Below are 21,465 nucleotides of genomic sequence, written 5' to 3'. Positions count from 1 at the left end.
TGTCGGTCCGTAGCCGTGAATAAGCATGGTCTCCGGCAACAGATCGGCAAACCGGGCAGCCGTAAGCGGGGAAAGAGCTTCCCCTCCGGCAAACACGCGTGTCAGTGTTCTGCCGAGGCGTGTTCTTGTTTCCGCAGGCTCTGTTTCCAGCGCGTCTAAAAAGCTGTTGACCATCGCCGGAATAAAATGCGCGGTCGTCACCTTTTCAGAAGAAAAAGCTTCAATCATCCGCACAGGATCTTTCTCCCATCCGGCCGGAAGCAGATACACGGAAGCGCCGGACATCGTCCACCAAAACAATTGCCAGATGGAGGCGTCGAATGAAAAGGATGATTTCAGCACGATGATGTCCTCTTCCGTTAATGGGAACTGCCCTTGCATCCCTGATAAAAAGGCGACGGCTTGACGGTGTTCAACAGCCACTCCCTTCGGTGTTCCCGTCGAACCGGACGTATAAATGATATAAGCGAGCGAATCAGCATCCGCTTCTTCAGAGACATCCCCTGTCTCCGTCTCACTTGTCAGAGCAGAAAGAGACACTTCTAGCGTTTCTCCGGAAAAATCGGGAACGGATAATCCCGGCTGTGCAAGCAGAAGACAAGCGGCACAGTCATTGAGCATATAGCGCAGCCTGTCCTCAGGATACTCCGGGTCAAGCGGCACATAGGCGCCGCCCGCTTTTAACACGGCAAGCACAGAAACCACCATCTCCGGCGAGCGTTCAGCGAGTACGCCGACCATGCTTTCTTTGCGGACGCCTTTTTGGCGGAGCCAAACGGCGAGCCTGTCTGTGTACTGATCGAGCTCAGCGTACGTCAGCATACCGCCCGGAAAACGGAGCGCCGGACGATGCGGCGAAAGCGCGGCGCGGCGGGTGAACAGCCCGTGAAGCGTCGGAGCCGGCGGTTCAACCGCTTCTGTACGGTTAAACGCAGTTAACACCCGTTTCTTTTCATTTTCATCCGCCATATCAATATGCCGAATCAGCTGGTTTGGATTTCTAACGGCATTTTCAACGATCGTCAGCAAATGAGTTTGAATTCGTTTAATCGATGTTTTAGTAAATAAAGCGGATTGATAATCAAAATTCAGCTCAATCAATCCCGTATCTGTCCGCTCCTTAATTAAAATGGACAGCTCATTTGCCGTATGTCCGCTGAAAAACATCGCCGTTTCATAATCGAAACCTTCTGCCTGACGCCACGCGAGAGGCTGGTATTGCATCGAAATCCCGATGATATTTTGCAGGTCGTGATGAGTCTGCCTTAATTCATTCACAAAAAGATTGTAAGGATATTTCTGGTGCCGCATAACAGACAGCTGCTCTTTTCCTACGCTGCGGACAAAGGACAGGAACTCCGCATCAGGATCTGCCGTCATTCTGATCGGCAGTGTGCTGACGAACATGCCGAGCATATCCTTTTCGAGCCTGGAGCCCCGGTTTCCGTAATAAGTGCCGATGGCAATATCCTTTTTAGCCGTCAGACGGCTGATGCATATGTATAACGAAGCCATAAACAGAGAGATGATGCTGATATTATTTTCTTTGCAAAAACGCCGGATAGATTGTTCTAAGGAGTGAGAAAGAGTGATTGTATCTCTGGAAGCCGCAGTGCTTTGTCTAAGATGAGAGGTTCGTTCCGCCAGTGAAAGGTGTTCCGGAACGGTTCGGTATGTTTCAGTCCAAAATGAACGGTCTTTTTGAAAACGGGAAGACTGTAAGTATTGCTGTTCTTTTTCCATGTAGCTGAGATAGGAAGGTCTGTGATGTTCAGCTAAATCCTCGCCCCGCATGATCTTTTGGTAGATATCAATGAGCTGGTTGCCGAGCAGGTTGAGCGAGATGCCGTCCATGATAATATGGTGAAATTTTGAATAAAGCCAAACTTCTTCGTCTGACATGACAAGCAGAGTAAATTGATACAGAGGTGAATGAAACAGCTTGAACGGAACACGGGTCTGCGTGTCAATCCATGCGTCCCGCTCTGCCTGATCAGTATGAGTAAAATCAACAGTCTCTAGAGAAATCGGCCGATGCCCCGCCAGATACAGCTGGGGTTCTGATCCGTCCCCTTCTGTCAGTTGAAACCTGAGTGAATCATTTTGCGAGATAGAAAAATCTAAAGCATGGCGCAGTACGTCAAAATCGATGTCCCCCCTGAATTTGACGCACGCCGCGAGATTGCAGATACTTGTGCCCGGCTCGAGCAGCTCCGTAAACCACACTCTTCTTTGGGCGTGAGTTAAAGAATAAACAGTGTTCTTCAATGGAATCCCTCCATTTCAATTTAAGAGGATAAGAAAGTGAAATAATTACAATTAAATTTCGACAGCATATGACTAAATCATCCATATAAGCATTATTTTAAAACATATTTTAGAAATCACAATAAAAAATTAAATTTTCTCTAACATTTTTTAGAATATAGTATATATTCCTCACTTCATTTCTTCATTTCTATAATCTTTATACCATGTAAAACGGTATGTATGCACACTACAAACTGGTTCTTAAACACTATAATAAGGAATAAAATGTATAATTAATTGCGCTTTTAAAAAGGTTTTGCCTCCTTAAAAGAAGTTTTACGTTAAAAAATGAAAAATCGGTGAACAAGTAAGAAAGTATCATGTAAAAAAAAGGAAGTATATTGCCGATATTACTTTTTGAAAAGATTGATTCATAATCGCAATATAATGTTTTACAGACATCAAAAAAGCCGAATCCTCTAAGGATTCGGCCCTTCTTATTGATTTGCCAGCACGACTGCAATTTTGTCTTCAATGTCTTTTCCGTCATCTTCGTCAAGCAGCCCGTTTTGAAGCACGGAAAAAATAAGCGTATCTCCTGTTTTTGTGTCTGCATAGCCGGCAATCGAACTGACTGATGTTAGTGAACCGGTTTTCGCTTTAATTTTGCCCTCCGCCGGGGTGCCCTTCAGCCGGTTCCGAAGGGTTCCTCCCGTCATTCTGTCGCTTGCGCCGGCGACAGGGAGCGACCGAAGGAAAGCCGGGTACCACTTTTCTTTCTGAACCGCATACAAAAGCTCTCCGATTTGGCCGGCGGATATGCCGTTAATATGAGAAACGCCGGATCCGTCTCTTGCAATCAATTCATCCGGATTCAGCCCGAACGATTTGAGCTCCGATTTCATCACGTCCAAGCCCTTTTCCCAGCTGCCCTCTCCTTTTTTCACTTTTCCCATTTCCTTGATCAGAATTTCGGCGTGCCCGTTGTTGCTCAGTTTCATAAACGGGATCAATAATTCTGAAAGAGGCATGGATGTCCGTGATGTGACAAGCTGGGTGCGGTGCGGCATTCGCCCTGTTCTGATTTTCCCTTTTACAGTTATACCCTGTTTAGTAAGCGCTTGTTTCCATAAATCTAAAGCATAGGACGACGGGTCCCACACTGCCGCCCATTCTTTTGCCTTTGCCGAGCCGGCAGGTATGGTTCCCTTTATTGTAATCACATTGCCACCGTGCTCCCGTTCAACCGTCAATTCTTTCTTTTCATCAGAAGCGACGGTTTTCACTTCGTTTTTCACACGAACGATGTCCGTATGGGGAGAAATTGAAATGCGCGGCTTTTTACCAGGCTGTTTCGCCGGGCTGATTTCCGCAATCACCGTTCCGGTATCATAATCCTCATTTGGGGAAGCGGTAAGAGCTGATACTTGCGCTCCATAATATTGGCCTTCATCGCTCCACGGAAGATCAACTGAATACCTGGTATCGTCATACCACGAGTCATCCCCGACCAGATCTCCTTTAATGACATGGATGCCCCTGGCTTTGACCTGTTTAGCCATCTTCTCAAAATCAGAAACCAATAGGGTCGGATCGCCTTTTCCCCTGAGATAAAGGTTTCCGCGCAGCTGTTTTCCTTTCACGGCGCCGTCTGCCCGTACTTCTGTCTTAAAGGTGTAATCTTCTCCGAGAACGGAAAGCGCCGCAGATGCCGTCAGCAGCTTCATCAATGATGCAGGCCTCAGCCGCATATCTTCCCGGCTGCCGAACAGCACCTCCCCTGTTTTTGCTGACCGGACACTGACGCCCGATGAAGCCCCCTTTAAAGCAGGTTCTTCATCCAGAATGTGTTCCAGCTCTTTTTGCAAAGTATTTTTTTGTTCAGCCGCCTTAGCCGCATCATCAATATAAGGAACTGCGGCAATGATCAAAAGCAGAATCACCGCGCTCAAGCGTTTCACATATATTTTCAATGTTATCCCGCCTCTTTCCTATTCTTCGTCATGCAAAATGGTGATCCTGGATGACGCAGCCGCTTCTTCGCCCGGTTTCAGAATCTGAAGCCCTGTCAGTGATGCAGGCTGATTCAGATTAAATGCATCTGTAACGGAAGTATAAGGCTCAAGACTGACAAACCCCTGCTTTCCGTCACCGTTATATACCACCCAATGCTTGAAAGACGTGTCTGCCTGATACAAAACGGATAATTTCTCATCCGGATGAGAAATAACAGCTTCGTTATTGCCGCCGTTCCGTCCGGAAGAAAGAAAAACATCGTCAAACTGTTTATTTTTCAAAGACATCCCATGACGGAACGCTTCTTTATCAGGCACATCCAATAAACGGCCCGTCGGCACGAAACGTTCATTTAATTCCCACATGCGGTCAGCCGTCAGAAAAAGACGGGATCGCTCTTCATTGAAAACAAATGTGGAATGATAGCCGAGCCCCCAAGGAAAAGCCTCCGTTCCATTGTTGGTAATCAGCGCCCGCTGCGTAAACACATTGTCTTTTAATGTATAGGTCATCCGGACAATGACATCGTGCGGAAATTGTTTATGAACACGGAGAATCTTTGAAAGATCAATTTCTGTTTCGACTGTCATTCCATCCCCCTCTTCTTTCGCTGCCGCCGCTTTCCAATGCTGATTGTGAAGAAAGCCGTGAATATGATTATGTTTATCCTCTTCGTTTATCTCGAATTGATACGCGCGGCCGTCAAAACGAAACGTCCCGTCCGTAATCCGGTTCGGCGGGAATAAAACGGGAATGCCGTACAGCATCGGTTTTGCGCGGAATTGCTCCGCAGTTTCCGGTTCTCTCAGAAGCCGCATACCGGTTCTTTTATCCCGAAGCGATATGACATTTGATCCCCACTCCGGCACAATGATGCATTCAGCCTGATCAGTCTCCGCTTTTATGGCTGAAACCCCTAAATAAGTCGTATGTTCAATCGTCATAAGCACCTGCCCTTTCCTTGTTTTCTAGCATGTATAGGAATTCCATTTTCTAAACTCATTTTCCTGCTCTAAAAAAACATCGCCCGTATGAACTGAGCGATGTGCGGTAAAACCTTATTGAATCAGCCGGGTAATCTGTTTTTTCTTCCATACAAACCGGTAATATCCGTATTGCAGCAGCAGGCTGACGACAAAAGCCGCCGGATAACCGACCCAAATGCCGAGAATGCCGAGATTCGTATAATGAGAAAGAATAAAGGCCACAGGCACTTCAATTCCCCAAATCGCAAAAATGCTGATAATCGTCGGCCATAACACCGTACCGCTCGCCCGCATTGTTGCTGAAACGATCTGAGCGTGACCGAAAATCAAATAGCTCCAAAGGGTAATCATAATCAGATTGCGGGCAATGTGGAGTGTATCCTGATCTGTTAAAAACAAAGCCAGTATCTGCCGGGAGAAGGTGTAAATCAGCAGGATCAACACCCCGCCGATCAAATAATTCAGGCCGATGCCGACTTTGATGACCTGTTTCAGCCGGCCGAATTGATTGGCGCCAATGGATTGGGCGGCAAAAATTGAAACGGCGATACCGAGGCTTACCGCCGGCATCTGCACATAACTCGCCACTTGGTTGACGACCCCGTAAGCAGCCGTCGCGTTTGATCCGTAATGATTGACAAATGAAATGACCGCAATTTCAGAAAGTGACACGAGAATCATATTGATGCTCGACGGAATACCGAGACGGAGTAAAAGCGCGAGCAGCTTTTTGTCCATTTTAAGAGAACGGAGCGCAGTCCGGTCAAATGCCAATGGATGTTTTCTTTTCCGTAAATAAACCATGAGTACGATAAATGTCACGATGTTTGAAATCACGGTTGCATACGCCGAACCGTAAATGCCGAACTTCGGAAGTCCGAAAAGCCCGAGAATCAATAAAGGCAAAAGCCCGATGTTTATGACTGTACTGACGATTAACGTATAAAACGGAGTCTTTGAATCTCCCGTTCCGCGTAAAAATGTCGTATACGCAAAATATAAAAACATCAGCGGCATTGCGCAAAACAAAATGCGCGCATATCGGACACTGACATCTATTACGTTTTCCGGCGTTCCCATCAGCCGCAGAATATCAAGCGTAAACACACTGCCGACAACTGCCAGAACAACACCGAGCATAAAGGTAAAAGTCAGTGTAGTGCCGACAATCGCCTTCATCCTCTCTTCGTTTTTCGCGCCGTAAGCCTGCCCGATCAAAATGGAACTTCCCGAACCGATTCCGATCGTAAAGGAGATCAGCAGAAAAAACAGCGGAAAAAAAGACGATACGGCGGCAAGCGCATCAACTCCGAGCCACCTTCCGACAAATACCATTCCGACCAATTGGCCGACAGATTGCAATACATTGCTTAAAAGCAGCGGCACTAAAAACAGTGACATCGATCGCCAGACAGACTGGCCGCGGCCTTCCGCTGTTTCTAAATGATCTTGTACTTCCATATGTAGGACTCCTTTTTTGATTTTCTTCCATTTTATTATTCAGCAGACAGCTTGTAAAAACCTTTTGTTCAATGAAACTCTTTATCTTTTTCTCACGTCTTACATGGAAATAAACAATAAAAATAAAAAGTCCGGAAAATATTTCTGAAAAGGTATTGTAATCTTACCGTAATTATTGTAACATTTGTAACATAAGAGAAAGAGATTGATTGAAGGAGAGATTATATCATGAAAAAATGGCTATTATTCCTCACTACTATTACATTGATTCTGTCATTGGGCACTGCGGCGACCGCAAAAAATACACCTAATGACCTTACACAAAAACAAGCGCTTCAGCTGGCCCTGTCAGCGAGAGAACATTTCTGGAACACGATGAGCGGCGGTGCGCTTAAATCAAACGCAAATTGCACTTCTGAACCGTTTGAATATCAAAATCTGCAATATGTATTTATGTGCAAAGACCTCGGAACAAAAGCAAAAGCCGTAAAATATCTGACACCCGCTTTTACAAAGCAAGCGATTGACAAAGGGCTCAAAGATTACCACTTCACTGTAAAAGACGGCAAATTGGCTGTTCCGGTCGGCGACGGAGATAACCTCCTGAATTGGAAAAAAGCAAAAATGACTCTTCTTTCTAAAAAAGGAAGCGGCCAAACATACCGCTTCACTGTACCGACTCTTGACGGTTCTCCGTCAGCAAAACGCGATGTAACATTCGTAAAAGAAAACAACGTTTGGAAAGTCAATCAATTTGATGCTGTCATATAAGAAAAAGCCCGCTTACTTACAGCGGGCTTTTTTCACATCATTTCCACCAGGTTCTCACAAAATATTCAACTCAAAACCCCCTTGTATAACAAGGGGTTTTCTGTTTTGCCGACATTATTAATCCGCGCCTATCTTATACAAAAAACGCTCTAGGAGAGATTCGAACTCCCGACCTGCAGTTTAGGAAACTGCTGCACTATCCGCTGTGCTACTAGAGCCTGCTTCTATTATAGTAACGCTGGCGGCCGTTTTTTTCAAGTCTACAGCCCTCCGAACACTTTATAGGCGGCTCTCGTTGTATCTTCATCTATTCCGATATAACGCATTGTAATAGACGGAGAAGAATGATTCAAAATCCTCTGCAGTTCAGCAATGTCTTTTGTCCTCTGATAAAAATGATACCCGAACGTCTTTCTAAGCGTATGCGTTCCGATTTCCTCCAACCCGCAAGCGGCAGCCGCTTCCTTTAATATTCTGTATGCCTGAATCCGGGATATGGGCTTATTCGTCCGTTTCGATTTAAACAAATAGTCATCCTCTTTCATGTCTTTTGTATAAGCGTATATGTCGGCCTTTAAAGACTCCAGTATCAGAATTTTTCTTTTCTTTCTCGTTTTGCTTTCGGTTGCCCACACATGGTCTTTGTTCCTTACATCCCTCACGCGAAGCGGCAGAACATCTGAAATCCGCAGTGCGCTGTTCATGCCGAAAATAAATAAAAAATAATCACGATCACTTTTTTTCATTAAATACTGTTTGACTTCCTGGATCTTCTCCAAACTTCGGATCGGCTGTACGATATGCATCAAAAAAACCCCTTATAATTGGTAAAGTAACATATTGAGCATTATGTTACTATTATAACCGAAACCCGTTGAATGATAAAGGATAAAGGGTCTTATGTAACATAATATACATAGTGTTACATAAGGTGAATCAGATAAGCAGTTTCAACGAATTCCTCAAAAACATCATTTTCAGCCCGTTGACAAGCTTTTAAACAAATAGAGACTCAAGGTATTAAAAAATGAAAAAAAGGCCTTAAAATGAAATCTGAGCATCCGTTTTTTTGTGAGCAACCGAAAAAAATGAAAAAAAAAGACACAATATGAAATTGTGTCCTAATCTTCATCTTTTACATCAATGTCTTCAGGAAGCGGCTCATTTAAAAACTCTTGAATCATTTCCTTATATTTTTCCAGCTGTTCGAGATGGGTTTGAAATTGTTCCTTGTTGATTAAATATTGCTGTCCGTCATGGACGGCTCTTATTTTATTCGTCAAAACAAGATTGTGCACATATTCTTCAGGAAGACTGGTAAACTCAGCTGTCTCTTTGATCGTTAAATACATGGCTCACGTTCCTTTCATATGTCATGTGAGTGAATTCTGTTTTGTTTATTGTAGCTTATTTTTTGTCTTTATGCTTGTTTCACAGCTTTTTCAGTCCGGTTTCCCATTTAGCCTATTTGCGACTGATTACATTCACACAGAAACCCCAACTTTTTGCACACCGGACTATTCCGTTTGTCACTTGTGAAAACAGCACATTTTACTTACTCTATAATTGTAAGCGGAAAACAAAGGAGGCAGACTATGAAAAAGAAAAAGTTTATGAATCTCTGTTTTATCGTTCTGCTCAGTACTTTGCTCGCGGCCGGAAGCATCCCTTATCACGCTCAGGCTAAGAAACACCCGTTTTCCTATGACGACTACAAACAGGTAGATGTCGGCAAAGACGGCATGGTTGCCACCGCCCATCCTCTCGCTTCACAAATCGGTGCCGACGTGCTGAAAAAAGGCGGCAATGCAATTGACGCCGCGGTTGCCATTCAATTCGCATTAAACGTAACTGAACCTATGATGTCAGGAATCGGCGGCGGCGGATTTATGATGGTTTATGATGCGAAGACGAAAGACACCACCATTATCGACAGCAGGGAACGCGCACCGGCAGGCGCAACACCGGATATGTTCCTTGACGAAAACGGCAAAGCCATTCCTTTCTCCGAACGCGTTACGAAAGGGACTGCAGTCGGTGTTCCGGGAACATTAAAAGGACTTGAAAAAGCGCTAGACAAATGGGGCACACGCTCCATGAAACAACTCATCACCCCTTCCATTAAACTTGCCTCAAAAGGCTTTCCGATCGATTCGGTTTTAGCTGATGCCATCTCAGATTATAAAGACAAATTATCACACACTGCTGCAAAAGACGTGTTTCTTCCGGACGGAGAACCTCTGAAAGAAGGAGACACACTCATCCAAAAAGACTTAGCCAAAACATTTACAGCTATTAAGTACAAAGGCACAAAAGCATTCTATGACGGTGCATTCTCCAAAAAGCTTGCAGAAACAGTGCAGGAATTCGGCGGCTCAATGACAGAAAAAGACATTAAAAACTTCAATGTGACGATTGACGAACCGATCTGGGGAGATTACCAGGGCTATCATATCGCAACTGCTCCTCCTCCAAGCTCGGGCGGTGTTTTCCTGTTGCAAATGCTGAACCTCCTGGATGATTTTAAGCTTTCTCAATATGATATCCGTTCTTGGCAAAAATATCAGCTTCTCGCAGAAACGATGCATTTGGCTTATGCTGACCGCGCCGCATTTGCCGGGGACCCAGAATTCGTCAACGTCCCTCTCAAAGGTCTCTTGAATCCAGATTATATCAATGCCCGCAGACAGCTGATAGATATTGATAAAGTCAATAAAAAACCGAAAGCCGGCGATCCTTGGGCCTATCAGGAAGGTTCTGCAAACTATAAACAAGTGGAGCAGCCGACTGACAAACAGGAAGGTCAAACGACTCACTTCACGGTAACCGACCGCTTCGGCAATGTCGTATCTTATACGACAACAATTGAACAGCTGTTCGGTTCCGGCATTATGGTTCCCGGATACGGCGTTGTGCTGAATAATGAGTTAACAGACTTCGATGCGGTGCCTGGCGGCGCAAATGAAGTGCAGCCGAATAAACGTCCGCTCAGCAGCATGACTCCGACTATTTTATTCAAAAATAACGAACCTGTCCTGACTGTCGGCTCCCCCGGCGGAGCAACGATTATTTCTTCCGTCCTGCAAACGATCCTGAACAAAGTTGAGTACGGCATGGATCTGAAAGCGGCAGTCGAAGAGCCGAGAATTTACACAAACAGCATGACATCCTATCGATATGAAAAAGGAGTGCCGGAAGAAGCCCGCACAAAACTGAACGAAATGGGGCATAAATTCGGCAGCAGCCCGGTTGATATCGGTAATGTGCAAAGCATCCTGATCGACCGTGAAAACGGCACCTTCACCGGAGTCGCCGACTCAAGCCGAAACGGAGCCGCAATCGGCGTAAACTTGAAAAATTATAAAAAATAACAAGACAAAAAGCCTCGTTTCTCAAGCTGAGAAATGAGGCTTTTGTTTATTCTGCACTGTATTCAGATGAGGTTTTTTCAGACGTTAATGATGCAAGCGAAAGCACGCCGCACATCGCGATGACAACACCCGCTGATCCGATCCATGTCACTGACGCAAGAGACAGATGAGTGACAACAATGCCCCCGATGCCCGCCCCGGCTGCCATAGCCAGCTGCATCACAGACTGGTTGAGGCCAAGTAATACACCCGATGATTCAGGCTCCATCGTTGCCAAATGATACTGCTGAGCAGGCCCAGATGACCAGGCGGCGAAGGACCAAAAAATAAGCACTGCCGCCGCTCCGAAAGCAGAATGTGTGACAAACGGCAATAACATGAGCATGATAGCATGAAGCGCCATTCCGCCGGTTAATGTCATACGCGCCCCCCATTTGTCTGCGCTGAAACCGCCTGCTTTAGAACCGGCAAGACTTGCAACACCGAAAATAAGCAGCAATGTACTCAGTATTCCGCTGCCGATATGAGTGACGTTCAGTAAATACGGAGAAAGGTACGTATACGCAACCGAATAGCCTCCGAGCCAAAAAAACGTAATGGCCAGCCCGACAGCCACCTTTCGTTTCTTCAAAAGAGAAAATTGCTGAATGAGCGGCACCGGTTTATCTCCTTTTATCTCAGGCAGCGCGAAACGTATAATAAGCATGGCAATGATTCCGATTGCCGCAATTCCGGCGAAAACCACCTTCCAGCCGAAAGCTTCAGACACGGTTCTTCCGATCGGAACACCGATAATGAGCGCCGCCGTAAACCCCATAATGACGGTTGCGAGAGAACTTGCCTGTTTTCCCGGGGGAGCGATTTTTGCTGCGATCGTAAGCGCGGTGACCACCACAGTTCCTGCTCCAAGCGCCATGATCACCCGTGCTCCCGCAAATAAGCCGAATCCCTGCACAAGGAAAGAAATGATATTCCCGATAACAAACAGCCCCAGAGCATAGATCATGAGCTTCCTTCTGTCCAGTTTTGCTGTAAGGGCCATCATGACAGGCGTTCCGATTGCATAAACAAGTGAAAAAATCGTAATCAGCTGCCCTGCCGCTGCCACAGTAACTCCCAAGGAACCTGCAATTTTATCAAGCATCCCGGATATCACATATTCAGACGTCCCCACTAAAAAACTGATAATTGCCAAAATGTAAATCTTCCAGGTATTTTGCACCTGACACACTCCTTCATTGATGATTTATATAAAGATATATTGTGATATATCGATATAAAGAGTTGAACAAACAGAAACAAATCGCAATATGTCGATGTGTAGTCGGAAAAAGAAACTGAATCCCTCTTCTAAAGGATTCAGCCCTACATTTCGCGCTGAAAATAATCGGCCATCGCCTTTATCGCTTCTTCATCTCTTTTATAATAGGTGTATTTGCCAATCCGTTTTGTTTGGATAAGGCCCGCCCGCTGAAGAATGGAAAGATATTGAGACGCCGTTGACTGTGTCATCTGAAGCTTATCGGTGATCTGGCTGACACATACTCCGATCTCATTCATATCAATGCCATCATGCGGGGCGAAGTGACGGTCCGGCTCTTTCAGCCATTGTAAAATCTCAAGCCGTGACTCATTAGACAACGCTTTAAAAACATCAATAGGTTTCATACGCTTTATTATATCGTGATTTTACGATATGTCAATGTTGTTTTTCTTCAATCTCTATTTTTTGTTTTGCCTCTCTTATGATCCGGGACATAAAATCACTCACATTCTCTTCAAATGTGTCTTCCCGCCCGTATTGCCGTACATGTACAGATTGATGGCGGCACTCTTGATCCCCCACAACCGCAATATACGGTATTTTTTTCATTTGTGCTTCTCTGATTTTATAGCCGAGTTTTTCATCGCGCTGATCGAGCTCAGCCCGGATACCCGCTTTCTTCTGAGAAAAACCAGAACGAAAAAAATTGGCGTACACAGCTGTCCTGTTTTCTCATCTTCCGTTCGGTAATGCTTTTAATCCATTCAGCAGTTCTTCAAACGCCGATGTCAAAAATAAATCACTCCGGTAGATGAATGATATATTCATATCCCAAAAATGTTCAGGGAGCTCATGAAGAAAAAGATTTTTCCTGTTTTGAAAATAACGGACGGCTGATGCAGGCAGAAAGGAAACCCCCATCCCCGCCTGCACCGCCCCAATAATGGCTTCCAACGTACCGAATTCAATGATTTTATGTGCGGGCACTGCCTCTTCTTTCAGTATGTTTTTTATTTTGCGGCGGTGCGAACAGCCCGCGGCAAAATACAGAATCGGATCTCGCAACAAGTCTTGCAAACTGCCTTCCCGCTTATTTGAGACCAAGACCAATTCTTCCTGAAATACAGCGACTTGCTCAAGATCTTCGTATTCGCCCGGTCCATAAACAAAAGCGCCGTCCAGCTCATAATGTAAGACGTGCTGCACTAAGGTATGTGTATCACCGGTTGACAGAGACAGCTGTACTTTCGGGTAGCGGCTGCAATACTCTGTGAAAAATTGAGGGAGATGGACGGCTGCCGCCGTTTCAAGAGAACCGATTCGAAGCGGGCCGTTCGGATCGCCTGCCTCTTGCGCCGTTTTTTGCGCCTCATGCAGCAATTGAAGGATTCTGTCTGCGTCTTTTAATAAGTTTTCACCTGCGGGCGTCAGCGTCATCCCCCGATTTGTGCGGTAAAAAAGCTGTGTTTGCAATTGCCGTTCCAGCTGCTGAATCCGGTTTGTCACATTTGATTGAACATAATGCAGGCTTTCTGCCGCCTTTGAAATACTTCCTTTGCGGGCGACAGCCTGAAAAATCTTTAAGTCTCCGCTTTCCATGTAAGGACACCTTCTTGCTATGATTTTTATTGATAGCCGGCTATCAATTTTCATTTATTTACTGCAGCTGATACAGCCTGTAAAATCTTTCTCATCAATTATAAAGGAGAGAAGAATGATGAATGCCCTTATCATACACGAAAATGGCTTTGATTTCAGGCAGGCACCTGACAAACGGCCGGGAAACGGCGAAGTAAAAATAAAGCTGAAAACAGCCGGATTAAACCATCGCGATTTGTTTTTAATGAAAAACCACAAAACCGGAAACCATGAATTTACTCTCGGTTCAGACGGCGCGGGAATCGTAACCGAAATAGGACACGGCGTCCGGTCTCATTTACTGCATGCAGAAGTCATCATCAACCCGGTGCTGAATTGGAAGACTGTTGAGGACGTACCAGCCGTCCCTGATATTTTAGGTGGTCCGAGCGACGGAACATTTTCACCTTATGTCATCGTTCCTGAGGAAAATGCCGTTTTAAAACCCGAACACCTGACTTGGGAGGAAGCGGGCGTGCTGCCGTTATCAGCATTAACCGCTTATCGCGCCTTATTTACAAAAGGACAATTAAAAAAAGGCGAACACCTTATCCTTCCGGGCATCGGAAGCGGCGTGGCAACATATGCCTTATTAATGGCAAAAGCTATCGGAGCGACAGTCAGTGTCACTTCCCGCAGCGAAAACAAAAAACAAACCGCACTGTCATACGGTGCAGACCGGGCGATTGACAGCTACGGTGACTGGAATGAGGCGCTGAATGGCGAAAAAGCAGATATCATAGTTGACGGTGTAGGCCCCGCCTTGTTTCAACACTATCTTGACATTATGAAACCGAATGGCCGGATCGTAACATTTGGTGCCAGTTCAGGCGATCAGCTCGGATTTCCTATTCGCTCGCTGTTTTTTCCGCAGATTCATATTCTCGGTACATCAATGGGAAGCAATGAGGAATTCGCGGATATGCTGGAATTGGTAAACCGCTGCGGCATCCGTCCCATTATCGACCGCATGTACCCTCTCAGTGAAGCAGCTGCCGCTTTTAACAGAATGCGGGAAGGACGGCAGTTCGGCAATATCGGCTTTCGTATAGATGTCTAAAAAAGAGGAGCGGACCCGTCCGTTTCCTTATTTGTTTATGAGTTTTTCCGCTCTGACATACTCTTGATAGGCTTCTTTCAAATAAACAAAAAAGTGTTTACCCCCGGCTTTTAAAACTTTTCGATGATAGAGCCACACGACGGGTAAAGTGCCCGTCAATAAAATAAAGCGGGAAAACACAGCACACGTATTGGTGATCTTTAAGCGGCGCCGGCCGAACTTGTGCAGTGCTTTCGCTTGAAATTCAATATGTTTTTCTTCATCAATTAAAATCTGCCCGCAAATTGATCGCAGACACACAGAGCCCGTCACGTTTTTTAAGGCGTCATAATAAACGGCGGCGATGATTTCCGCCGTCAGCAGCACCGTGATCGACTGCTCAAGGCTTGCAAATCGTCTCAGTCTCCGGAAGAAAACAATCTCTCCACCCTGTAAAACAAAATTCCATTTGTTATCCTCCATTCCCATCACGTTACCCTTATATGACCAATACAGGAAGAAGGAGGTTTCATTTTAATACGAAAAACCGGCTGATCCCAGCCGGTTTTATAAATAAACCCCTTTATTTACGGTAAAACAGTGCTCCCCATTAAATAACTGTCGACTTCGCGCGCTGCTTCCCGGCCTTCATTAATCGCCCATACAATCAGGCTTTGGCCCCTTCTCGCATCCCCTGCGGCGAAAACACCGTCAACATTCGTTTTATAATCCCCATATGCCGCCTGAATTTTATGATTTGCCGAATCGACACCGAACTGTTTCAATAATGGCTGTTCTGTCCCTTCAAAACCGATGGCGATGAACACCAGCTGAGCAGGCCAGACTTTTTCTGTACCGGGCAGTTCATGAAATTCATACTTTCCGAATTCGTTTCTGACTTTTTCCATTTGAATGGTGTGAATCTCTTGTAAGCGGCCCTGCTTATCGGCCACCATTTTTGTCGTCTGAATTGAATATTCTCTCGGGTCTTTGCCGAACTTTGCCTGCGCTTCTTCATAGGCGTATTCAAGGGTAAAGACGTGCGGCTGTTCAGGCCACATATTGTCGTTCGTGCGCGTTTGAGGAAGTTTAGGATGTTTCCCGAACTGGTGCACGCTGCGCGCTTTTTGGCGCAGCGCGGTTGCCACGCAGTCAGCTCCTGTGTCTCCTCCGCCGATTACGATGACGTCTTTCCCTTTAGCGTCTATATATTGTTTGTCTTTGAAGTTGGAATCCAAATAGCTTTTCGTCGCCAGTGTTAAATAGTCCATCGCATAATGGACGCCTTTTGCTTCCCGGCCTTCAATCAGCAGATTGCGCTGCTTTTGGGCGCCTGTGCACAAAATGACGGCATCAAATTGATCTTTCAGCTCATCTGCCGTTATGTCAACGCCGATTTCGGTATTTGTCACAAAATCTATACCTTCCTGCGTCAAAAGCTTAATACGGCGTTCAACGACATTTTTCTCAAGCTTCATGCTCGGAATGCCGTACATCAGCAGGCCGCCGGCTCTGTCGGCACGCTCATAGACTGTTACGGAATGACCGGCTTGATTCAGCTGATCAGCGCTTGCCAGACCTGCCGGGCCTGAACCGACGACAGCGACTTTTTTACCTGTGCGTTTCGCGGGAATTCTCGGCTGAATCCATCCGTTCTCAAAACCTTTGTCAATGATCGTCCGCTCGATGTTTTTAATTGAAACAGCCGGATCTGAAATGGCCAGCGTACAAGATCCTTCACAAGGAGCGGGACAGACCCGCCCTGTGAATTCAGGAAAGTTATTCGTTTTCAGAAGGCGCTCCAAGGCTTCTTTCCAGCGTCCCCGATAGACGAGGTCATTCCACTCCGGTATCAGATTATAAATCGGGCAGCCAGACGTAAAACCGTTGATATCAGCGCCGATTTGGCAAAACGGTGTGCCGCAATCCATACACCGCGCCCCCTGCCGCTTTGACGCTTCATCTGAAAATGGAGCCGAATACTCTTTCCAATCCTTTAAGCGAGTGAGAGGGTCCCGCTCAGCCGGTTTTTCTCGTTTTTCTTCCATGAATCCAGTTGGTTTCCCCATGTTCCTCTCCCCTTTCTTACTGTACTACCGCTTGTTTATGATCTTTGGCAGGCGTTTGGTGAACCTTTGTATTGGCTTCAAAAGCATACATAATTGCGTCTTCTTCTGATAAACCCGCCGCTTTTTGTTCTTCGATGCTGAGGAGCATTTGTTTATAGTTTTTCGGAATGACTTTGATAAAGGTTTCTGCGGCTTTTTCCCAATTGTCCAGGAGATCTGCGGCTTTTTTGCTGTTTGTCAGCGCCGCGTGCCGTTTGACCATTTCTTGCACTTCTTTGATCTCAGCCTCATCCGTCAGCTTTTCAAATGAAATCATTTCCATGTTGCATTTGCGTTTAAATGCTTTGGCATCATCACTCAGGACGTATGCGATACCGCCTGACATTCCCGCCCCGAAGTTTTTGCCGACTTCGCCGAGGACGACAACCCGGCCGCCTGTCATGTATTCACAGCCGTGGTCTCCGATACCTTCTACAACGACATTGACTCCGCTGTTACGGACTGCAAAACGTTCACCGGCGCGCCCGTTAATGTACGCTTCCCCGCTTGTTGCTCCGTAAAATGCGACGTTCCCGATAATAACGTTATCGTGTGTTTCACAATTGAAGGCATCAGGCGCTTTCACGATGATTTTTCCGCCTGAAAGCCCTTTGCCTACGTAGTCATTTGAATCCCCGTTCAAATGAAGCGTCATCCCTTTAGGGACAAATGCTCCGAAACTCTGTCCGGCTGATCCGGTAAAATGAAGTCTGATTGTATCATCCGGCAGGCCTTCAGCTCCGTAGCGTTTAGAAATTTCACTTCCCGTCACGGTTCCGGCTACACGATTTGTATTATTGATCTTGATTTCAGCTTCCGCTTCCTGACCGGCTTCAATTGCAGCCTGCACCGCCGGAAGAATAACCGTCATATCAAGCGACTCGTCGATTTTATGGTTTTGCGCCGTACGGAAAGTACGTACGCCTTCAGGCTGGTACAGCAGTGTGGATAAATCAAGCTGGCCCGCTTTCCAATGCGCTTTTGCACGTTCACTGACATGAAGAACGTCTGTCCGTCCGATCATTTCATCAAGCGTCTTAAAGCCTAATTGCGCCATATATTCACGCACTTCTTCTGCGACAAACAGCATGTAATTTACGATATGGTCAGGATCGCCCATGAATTTCTTGCGGAGCTCCGGATTTTGCGTCGCGACACCTACAGGACATGTATCTAAATGGCAGGCGCGCATCATGACACAGCCGAGAACGACAAGCGGCGCTGTAGCAAAGCCGAATTCCTCCGCACCGAGCAAGGCGGCCATCACGACATCTCGGCCTGTCATCAGCTTACCGTCCGTTTCCAATACCACGCGATCCCGTAAACCGTTCAGCATCAGCGTTTGGTGAGCTTCTGCAAGACCAAGCTCCCACGGAAGACCCGTATGTTTAATACTTGTTTTCGGCGACGCGCCCGTTCCGCCATCGTAGCCGCTGATGACGATGACATCCGCAGTGCCTTTTGCCACACCGGCAGCAATCGTGCCGACACCGGCTTTTGACACGAGCTTGACGCTGATTCGCGCGCTTCGATTTGCATTTTTCAAATCATGAATCAGCTGCGCCAAATCTTCAATTGAATAAATATCATGGTGAGGAGGCGGTGAGATCAGCCCTACACCTGGTGTAGAACCGCGGACATCCGCGACCCAAGGATATACCTTGTTGCCCGGAAGCTGACCGCCTTCTCCCGGCTTCGCCCCTTGCGCCATTTTGATCTGCAATTCATCCGCATTGACGAGATAATGGCTCTTTACACCGAAACGGCCGGAAGCGATCTGTTTAATCGCACTTCTTCTGTCGTCGCCATTTTCATCCGGAACGAAACGTTTCGGGTCCTCGCCGCCTTCTCCGCTGTTGCTTTTTCCGCCAAGCCTGTTCATCGCTATCGCTAAAGCCTCATGGGCTTCCTTGCTTAATGAACCGAATGACATCGCTCCTGTTTTAAAACGTTTCACAATGGACGCAGCTGATTCAACTTCCTCTAATTTTAAAGGCTTGCGGTCTTCTTTGAAGGCGAACAGATTGCGTAAAAATCCGATTCGTTCTTCATCCGCTGCATGAGAATACTGCTTAAACAGGCTGTAATCATTTTTGCGGCAGGCCCATTGCAGAGTATGGATGGTTTTCGGGTTGAAAGCGTGGTGCTCTCCCCCGTTTCGCCATTGGAATTCACTTCCCGGATCAAGAGTTTGGCTGTAATCATCCTTGTACGCCGCTTGGTGGCGCTTCTTCGCTTCTTGCGCAATCGTCTCGATATCGATTCCGCCAAGCTGAGATGCAGTACCGGTAAAGTATTTGGCGATAACGTCTTCACCGATGCCGACCGCTTCAAAAATTTGGGCGCCCCTGTAACTTTGCACAGTTGAAATTCCCATTTTTGACATCACTTTCACGACGCCTTCTGTTACGCTCTTTCCGTATTTGCTGACAGCTTCTTCATACGGAATATCAAGCCGGCCTTCATCGATTTCCTGCTTATACGTAGCGTAAGTCAAATACGGATTGACAGCATCGGCACCATATCCGATGAGAGCCGCAAAGTGATGAACTTCACGCGCTTCCCCGGATTCAACGATAATGCTTGCTTTTGTTCGCAGACCTTGGCGGATCAAATGCTGATGCAGCGCACTGACGGCCAAAAGCGGCGGAATCGGCGTCAACTCTTTACTCATTGCCCTGTCAGATAAAATTAACAGAGATACGCCTTCCTTGATCGCTTTTTCCGCTTGCTGAAACAAATCCTTCAGGCCTTTTTCCAGGTCATCGGAAAACAGCGTGCGGATGTTCTGGCTCTTAATGTCAGGATGCACAAGTGTTTTCAGCGCATAAAACTGTTCGTTTGATAATACAGGAGTATACAATTTTATGCGGCGTGCATTTCTTTCACTCGGATGCAGCAGATCGCCTTCAGCTCCAAGCCATGTCACCGTAGAGGTCACAAGCTGCTCGCGGATCGCGTCAATCGGCGGGTTTGTGACTTGCGCAAACAGCTGTTTAAAGTAATGAAACAGTGATTGGGCGCGATCGGATAAAACGGCGAGCGGCGAATCATTTCCCATAGAGCCGAGCGGGTCCTTGCCTTCTTTAATAACAGGAATTAAATACTTCTGAATATCTTCATACGTATAGCCAAACGCTTTTTGACGGACGAGAAGATCATCGAATTGTTCCTCTTCCCGGGTTTCCGGGTCAGGATTCACTTGAACCAATTCTTCTTCAAGCCATTTTTGATAAGGGAATTCATTGGCGATTTCTGTTTTCACTTCTTCATCTGAAATAATCCGGCCTTCCTCTAAGTCAATGAGCAGCATTTTTCCGGGCTCCAGACGTTTTTTATGAAGAATGTTCTCCTGCTCTACTTCAATAACGCCGACCTCAGATGAGAAAATAATATGGTCATCTTTTGTCACATAGTAACGTGCCGGACGCAGGCCGTTACGGTCAAGGATGGCACCGATTTGTTTTCCGTCCGTAAACGAAATGGCGGTCGGCCCGTCCCACGGCTCCATTAAAGAGCTGTGATATTCATAAAAAGCCCGTTTCGCTTTAGACATGTGAGTGTTTTCTGTCCATGGTTCCGGAATCAGCATCATTGCCGTATGTGCCGGTTTCCGCCCCGCCATCACGAAAAATTCAAACGCATTATCAAGAATGGATGAGTCACTGCCCTCAGCATTTAAAATCGGCAGCACTTTGTGAAGATCGTCTCCGAAGCTTTCTGAAACAAACTGCTGCTCCCTCGCTCTCATCCAATTGATGTTGCCCCGGAGCGTATTGATTTCTCCGTTATGAATCAGATAGCGGTTCGGATGGGCACGTTCCCAAGTAGGAAAGGTATTTGTGCTGAATCTTGAATGCACGAGTGAAAATGCAGATACGAAGGTTTCATCCTGCAAATCCAAATAAAAAGCGTCAACCTGCTCAGGCGTTAACAACCCTTTATAAACAATAGTCTGGCTTGACAAGCTTGCGAAGTAAAAATCAAGCTGTTCTTGAACGCCCCAATTTTCCGCCTGCTTCCGGATGACATACAGTTTGCGTTCAAAAGCAAGGCTGTCTTTCAAATCGTTTGCGGCGCCGATGAATACTTGACGCACATACGGGCAAGTACTTTGTGCCACTGTTCCGATTTTTCCGATATTTACAGGGACGGTTCTCCAGCCGAGAACGATCTGTCCTTCCTGCTCAATGAATGCATTCACCTGTTTTTCGATCTTTTTTCTTTCCTCTTCATTTTGCGAGAAAAAGACCATTCCTACCCCGTAACGGCCTTTTTCCGGCAGTCTCATTTCTCCGCACTCTTTCTTAAAAAAAGCATCAGGGATCTGAACCATCAGGCCGGCGCCGTCACCCGTATTCGGATCACTGCCCTGTCCTCCTCTGTGATCCAGCTGGCAAAGCATCTTCAGTCCTTTTTTGACAATGTCATGTGAAGGTTTCCCTTTTAAATGGGCGTACAAGCCGATTCCGCATGCATCGTGCTCAAATTCCGGACGGTAGAGACCTTGTGCTTTCGGCATTTGATTGTAAGTCATAATTCCTCTCCCCCGATCAGTTTC

15 protein-coding genes, 1 tRNA gene and 1 pseudogene are annotated in these 21,465 nt (G+C 46.3%); 3 read left to right on the top strand and 14 right to left on the bottom strand.

Annotated elements, in window-relative coordinates; translation table 11 throughout:
* The 4 genes from K3G25_RS20110 to K3G25_RS20095 form a co-directional block, all read right to left on the bottom strand.
* Nucleotides 1-2,268 (bottom strand): non-ribosomal peptide synthetase (locus K3G25_RS20110; RefSeq protein ID WP_232489489.1); only part of this gene is annotated, 2,268 nt, incomplete at its 3' end.
* A gap of 479 nt (nucleotides 2,269-2,747) precedes the next feature.
* Nucleotides 2,748-4,223, bottom strand: coding sequence for a D-alanyl-D-alanine carboxypeptidase/D-alanyl-D-alanine endopeptidase (gene dacB / locus K3G25_RS20105; RefSeq protein WP_232489488.1), 1,476 nt, complete (start codon nucleotides 4,221-4,223; stop codon nucleotides 2,748-2,750).
* 18 nt (nucleotides 4,224-4,241) lie between these two features.
* Nucleotides 4,242-5,210, bottom strand: coding sequence for an aldose 1-epimerase (locus K3G25_RS20100; protein WP_232489487.1), 969 nt, complete (start codon nucleotides 5,208-5,210; stop codon nucleotides 4,242-4,244).
* A gap of 114 nt (nucleotides 5,211-5,324) precedes the next feature.
* A complete protein-coding gene (locus tag K3G25_RS20095; RefSeq protein WP_014418076.1) occupies nucleotides 5,325-6,713 on the bottom strand; it encodes an MATE family efflux transporter in 1,389 nt (462 codons plus the stop codon).
* Nucleotides 6,714-6,941: 228 nt separating this feature from the next.
* Between K3G25_RS20095 and K3G25_RS20090 the strand changes: the two genes are divergently transcribed.
* A complete protein-coding gene (locus K3G25_RS20090) occupies nucleotides 6,942-7,484 on the top strand; it encodes a DL-endopeptidase inhibitor IseA (RefSeq protein WP_109566993.1) in 543 nt (180 codons plus the stop codon).
* A 145-nt stretch (nucleotides 7,485-7,629) separates the two neighbouring features.
* On the opposite strand, the gene K3G25_RS20085 is transcribed toward K3G25_RS20090, so the two are convergent.
* The 3 genes from K3G25_RS20085 to K3G25_RS20075 all read right to left on the bottom strand — a co-directional run bounded on the left by K3G25_RS20085 (nucleotide 7,630) and on the right by K3G25_RS20075 (nucleotide 8,836).
* A tRNA-Arg gene (locus K3G25_RS20085) sits at nucleotides 7,630-7,702 on the bottom strand.
* 42 nt (nucleotides 7,703-7,744) lie between these two features.
* Nucleotides 7,745-8,290, bottom strand: coding sequence for a site-specific integrase (locus tag K3G25_RS20080; protein WP_003153850.1), 546 nt, complete (start codon nucleotides 8,288-8,290; stop codon nucleotides 7,745-7,747).
* A gap of 315 nt (nucleotides 8,291-8,605) precedes the next feature.
* Nucleotides 8,606-8,836, bottom strand: a complete 231-nt coding sequence (locus K3G25_RS20075; RefSeq protein ID WP_003153848.1) for an excisionase family DNA-binding protein — start codon at nucleotides 8,834-8,836, stop codon at nucleotides 8,606-8,608.
* A gap of 243 nt (nucleotides 8,837-9,079) precedes the next feature.
* On the opposite strand from K3G25_RS20075, the gene ggt reads away from it, so the two are divergent.
* Nucleotides 9,080-10,855, top strand: a complete 1,776-nt coding sequence (gene ggt, locus K3G25_RS20070) for a gamma-glutamyltransferase (RefSeq protein WP_014418078.1) — start codon at nucleotides 9,080-9,082, stop codon at nucleotides 10,853-10,855.
* A gap of 46 nt (nucleotides 10,856-10,901) precedes the next feature.
* Here ggt and K3G25_RS20065 read toward each other — a convergent pair whose 3' ends face one another.
* The 4 genes and pseudogenes from K3G25_RS20065 to K3G25_RS20050 all read right to left on the bottom strand — a co-directional run bounded on the left by K3G25_RS20065 (nucleotide 10,902) and on the right by K3G25_RS20050 (nucleotide 13,718).
* Nucleotides 10,902-12,077, bottom strand: a complete 1,176-nt coding sequence (locus K3G25_RS20065; protein ID WP_007407356.1) for an MFS transporter — start codon at nucleotides 12,075-12,077, stop codon at nucleotides 10,902-10,904.
* Between the two features lie 143 nt (nucleotides 12,078-12,220).
* Entirely contained in the window at nucleotides 12,221-12,523 is a 303-nt protein-coding gene (locus K3G25_RS20060) for an ArsR/SmtB family transcription factor (RefSeq protein ID WP_007407355.1), read from the bottom strand.
* 31 nt (nucleotides 12,524-12,554) lie between these two features.
* Nucleotides 12,555-12,800, bottom strand: a pseudogene (locus K3G25_RS20055) (His/Gly/Thr/Pro-type tRNA ligase C-terminal domain-containing protein); the annotation flags it as partial.
* Between the two features lie 51 nt (nucleotides 12,801-12,851).
* On the bottom strand, nucleotides 12,852-13,718 hold the full coding sequence (locus K3G25_RS20050) for a LysR family transcriptional regulator (protein WP_154817719.1): 867 nt from the start codon (nucleotides 13,716-13,718) through the stop codon (nucleotides 12,852-12,854).
* Between the two features lie 118 nt (nucleotides 13,719-13,836).
* Here K3G25_RS20050 and K3G25_RS20045 point away from each other — a divergent pair, with 118 nt between their 5' ends.
* Entirely contained in the window at nucleotides 13,837-14,817 is a 981-nt protein-coding gene (locus K3G25_RS20045) for a zinc-binding dehydrogenase (protein ID WP_154817730.1), read from the top strand.
* Nucleotides 14,818-14,844: 27 nt separating this feature from the next.
* On the opposite strand, the gene K3G25_RS20040 is transcribed toward K3G25_RS20045, so the two are convergent.
* The 3 genes from K3G25_RS20040 to gltB form a co-directional block, all read right to left on the bottom strand.
* Nucleotides 14,845-15,285 (bottom strand): hypothetical protein, encoded by a 441-nt coding sequence (locus K3G25_RS20040; RefSeq protein WP_228842243.1) that lies wholly within the window; start codon nucleotides 15,283-15,285, stop codon nucleotides 14,845-14,847.
* Nucleotides 15,286-15,383: 98 nt separating this feature from the next.
* Entirely contained in the window at nucleotides 15,384-16,865 is a 1,482-nt protein-coding gene (gltD, locus tag K3G25_RS20035; RefSeq protein WP_014418084.1) for a glutamate synthase small subunit, read from the bottom strand.
* Nucleotides 16,866-16,881: 16 nt separating this feature from the next.
* Nucleotides 16,882-21,441: a glutamate synthase large subunit gene (gltB, locus tag K3G25_RS20030; RefSeq protein ID WP_154817720.1), complete on the bottom strand. Its 4,560-nt coding sequence runs from the start codon at nucleotides 21,439-21,441 to the stop codon at nucleotides 16,882-16,884.
* Nucleotides 21,442-21,465: the final 24 nt, after the last annotated feature.

The organism is Bacillus sp. FCW2 (assembly GCF_021228595.1).
Classification (GTDB): domain Bacteria; phylum Bacillota; class Bacilli; order Bacillales; family Bacillaceae; genus Bacillus; species Bacillus velezensis.
The sequence above is the reverse complement of the archived record's forward strand: the minus strand, read 5'-3'. Positions and strand labels throughout refer to the sequence as shown.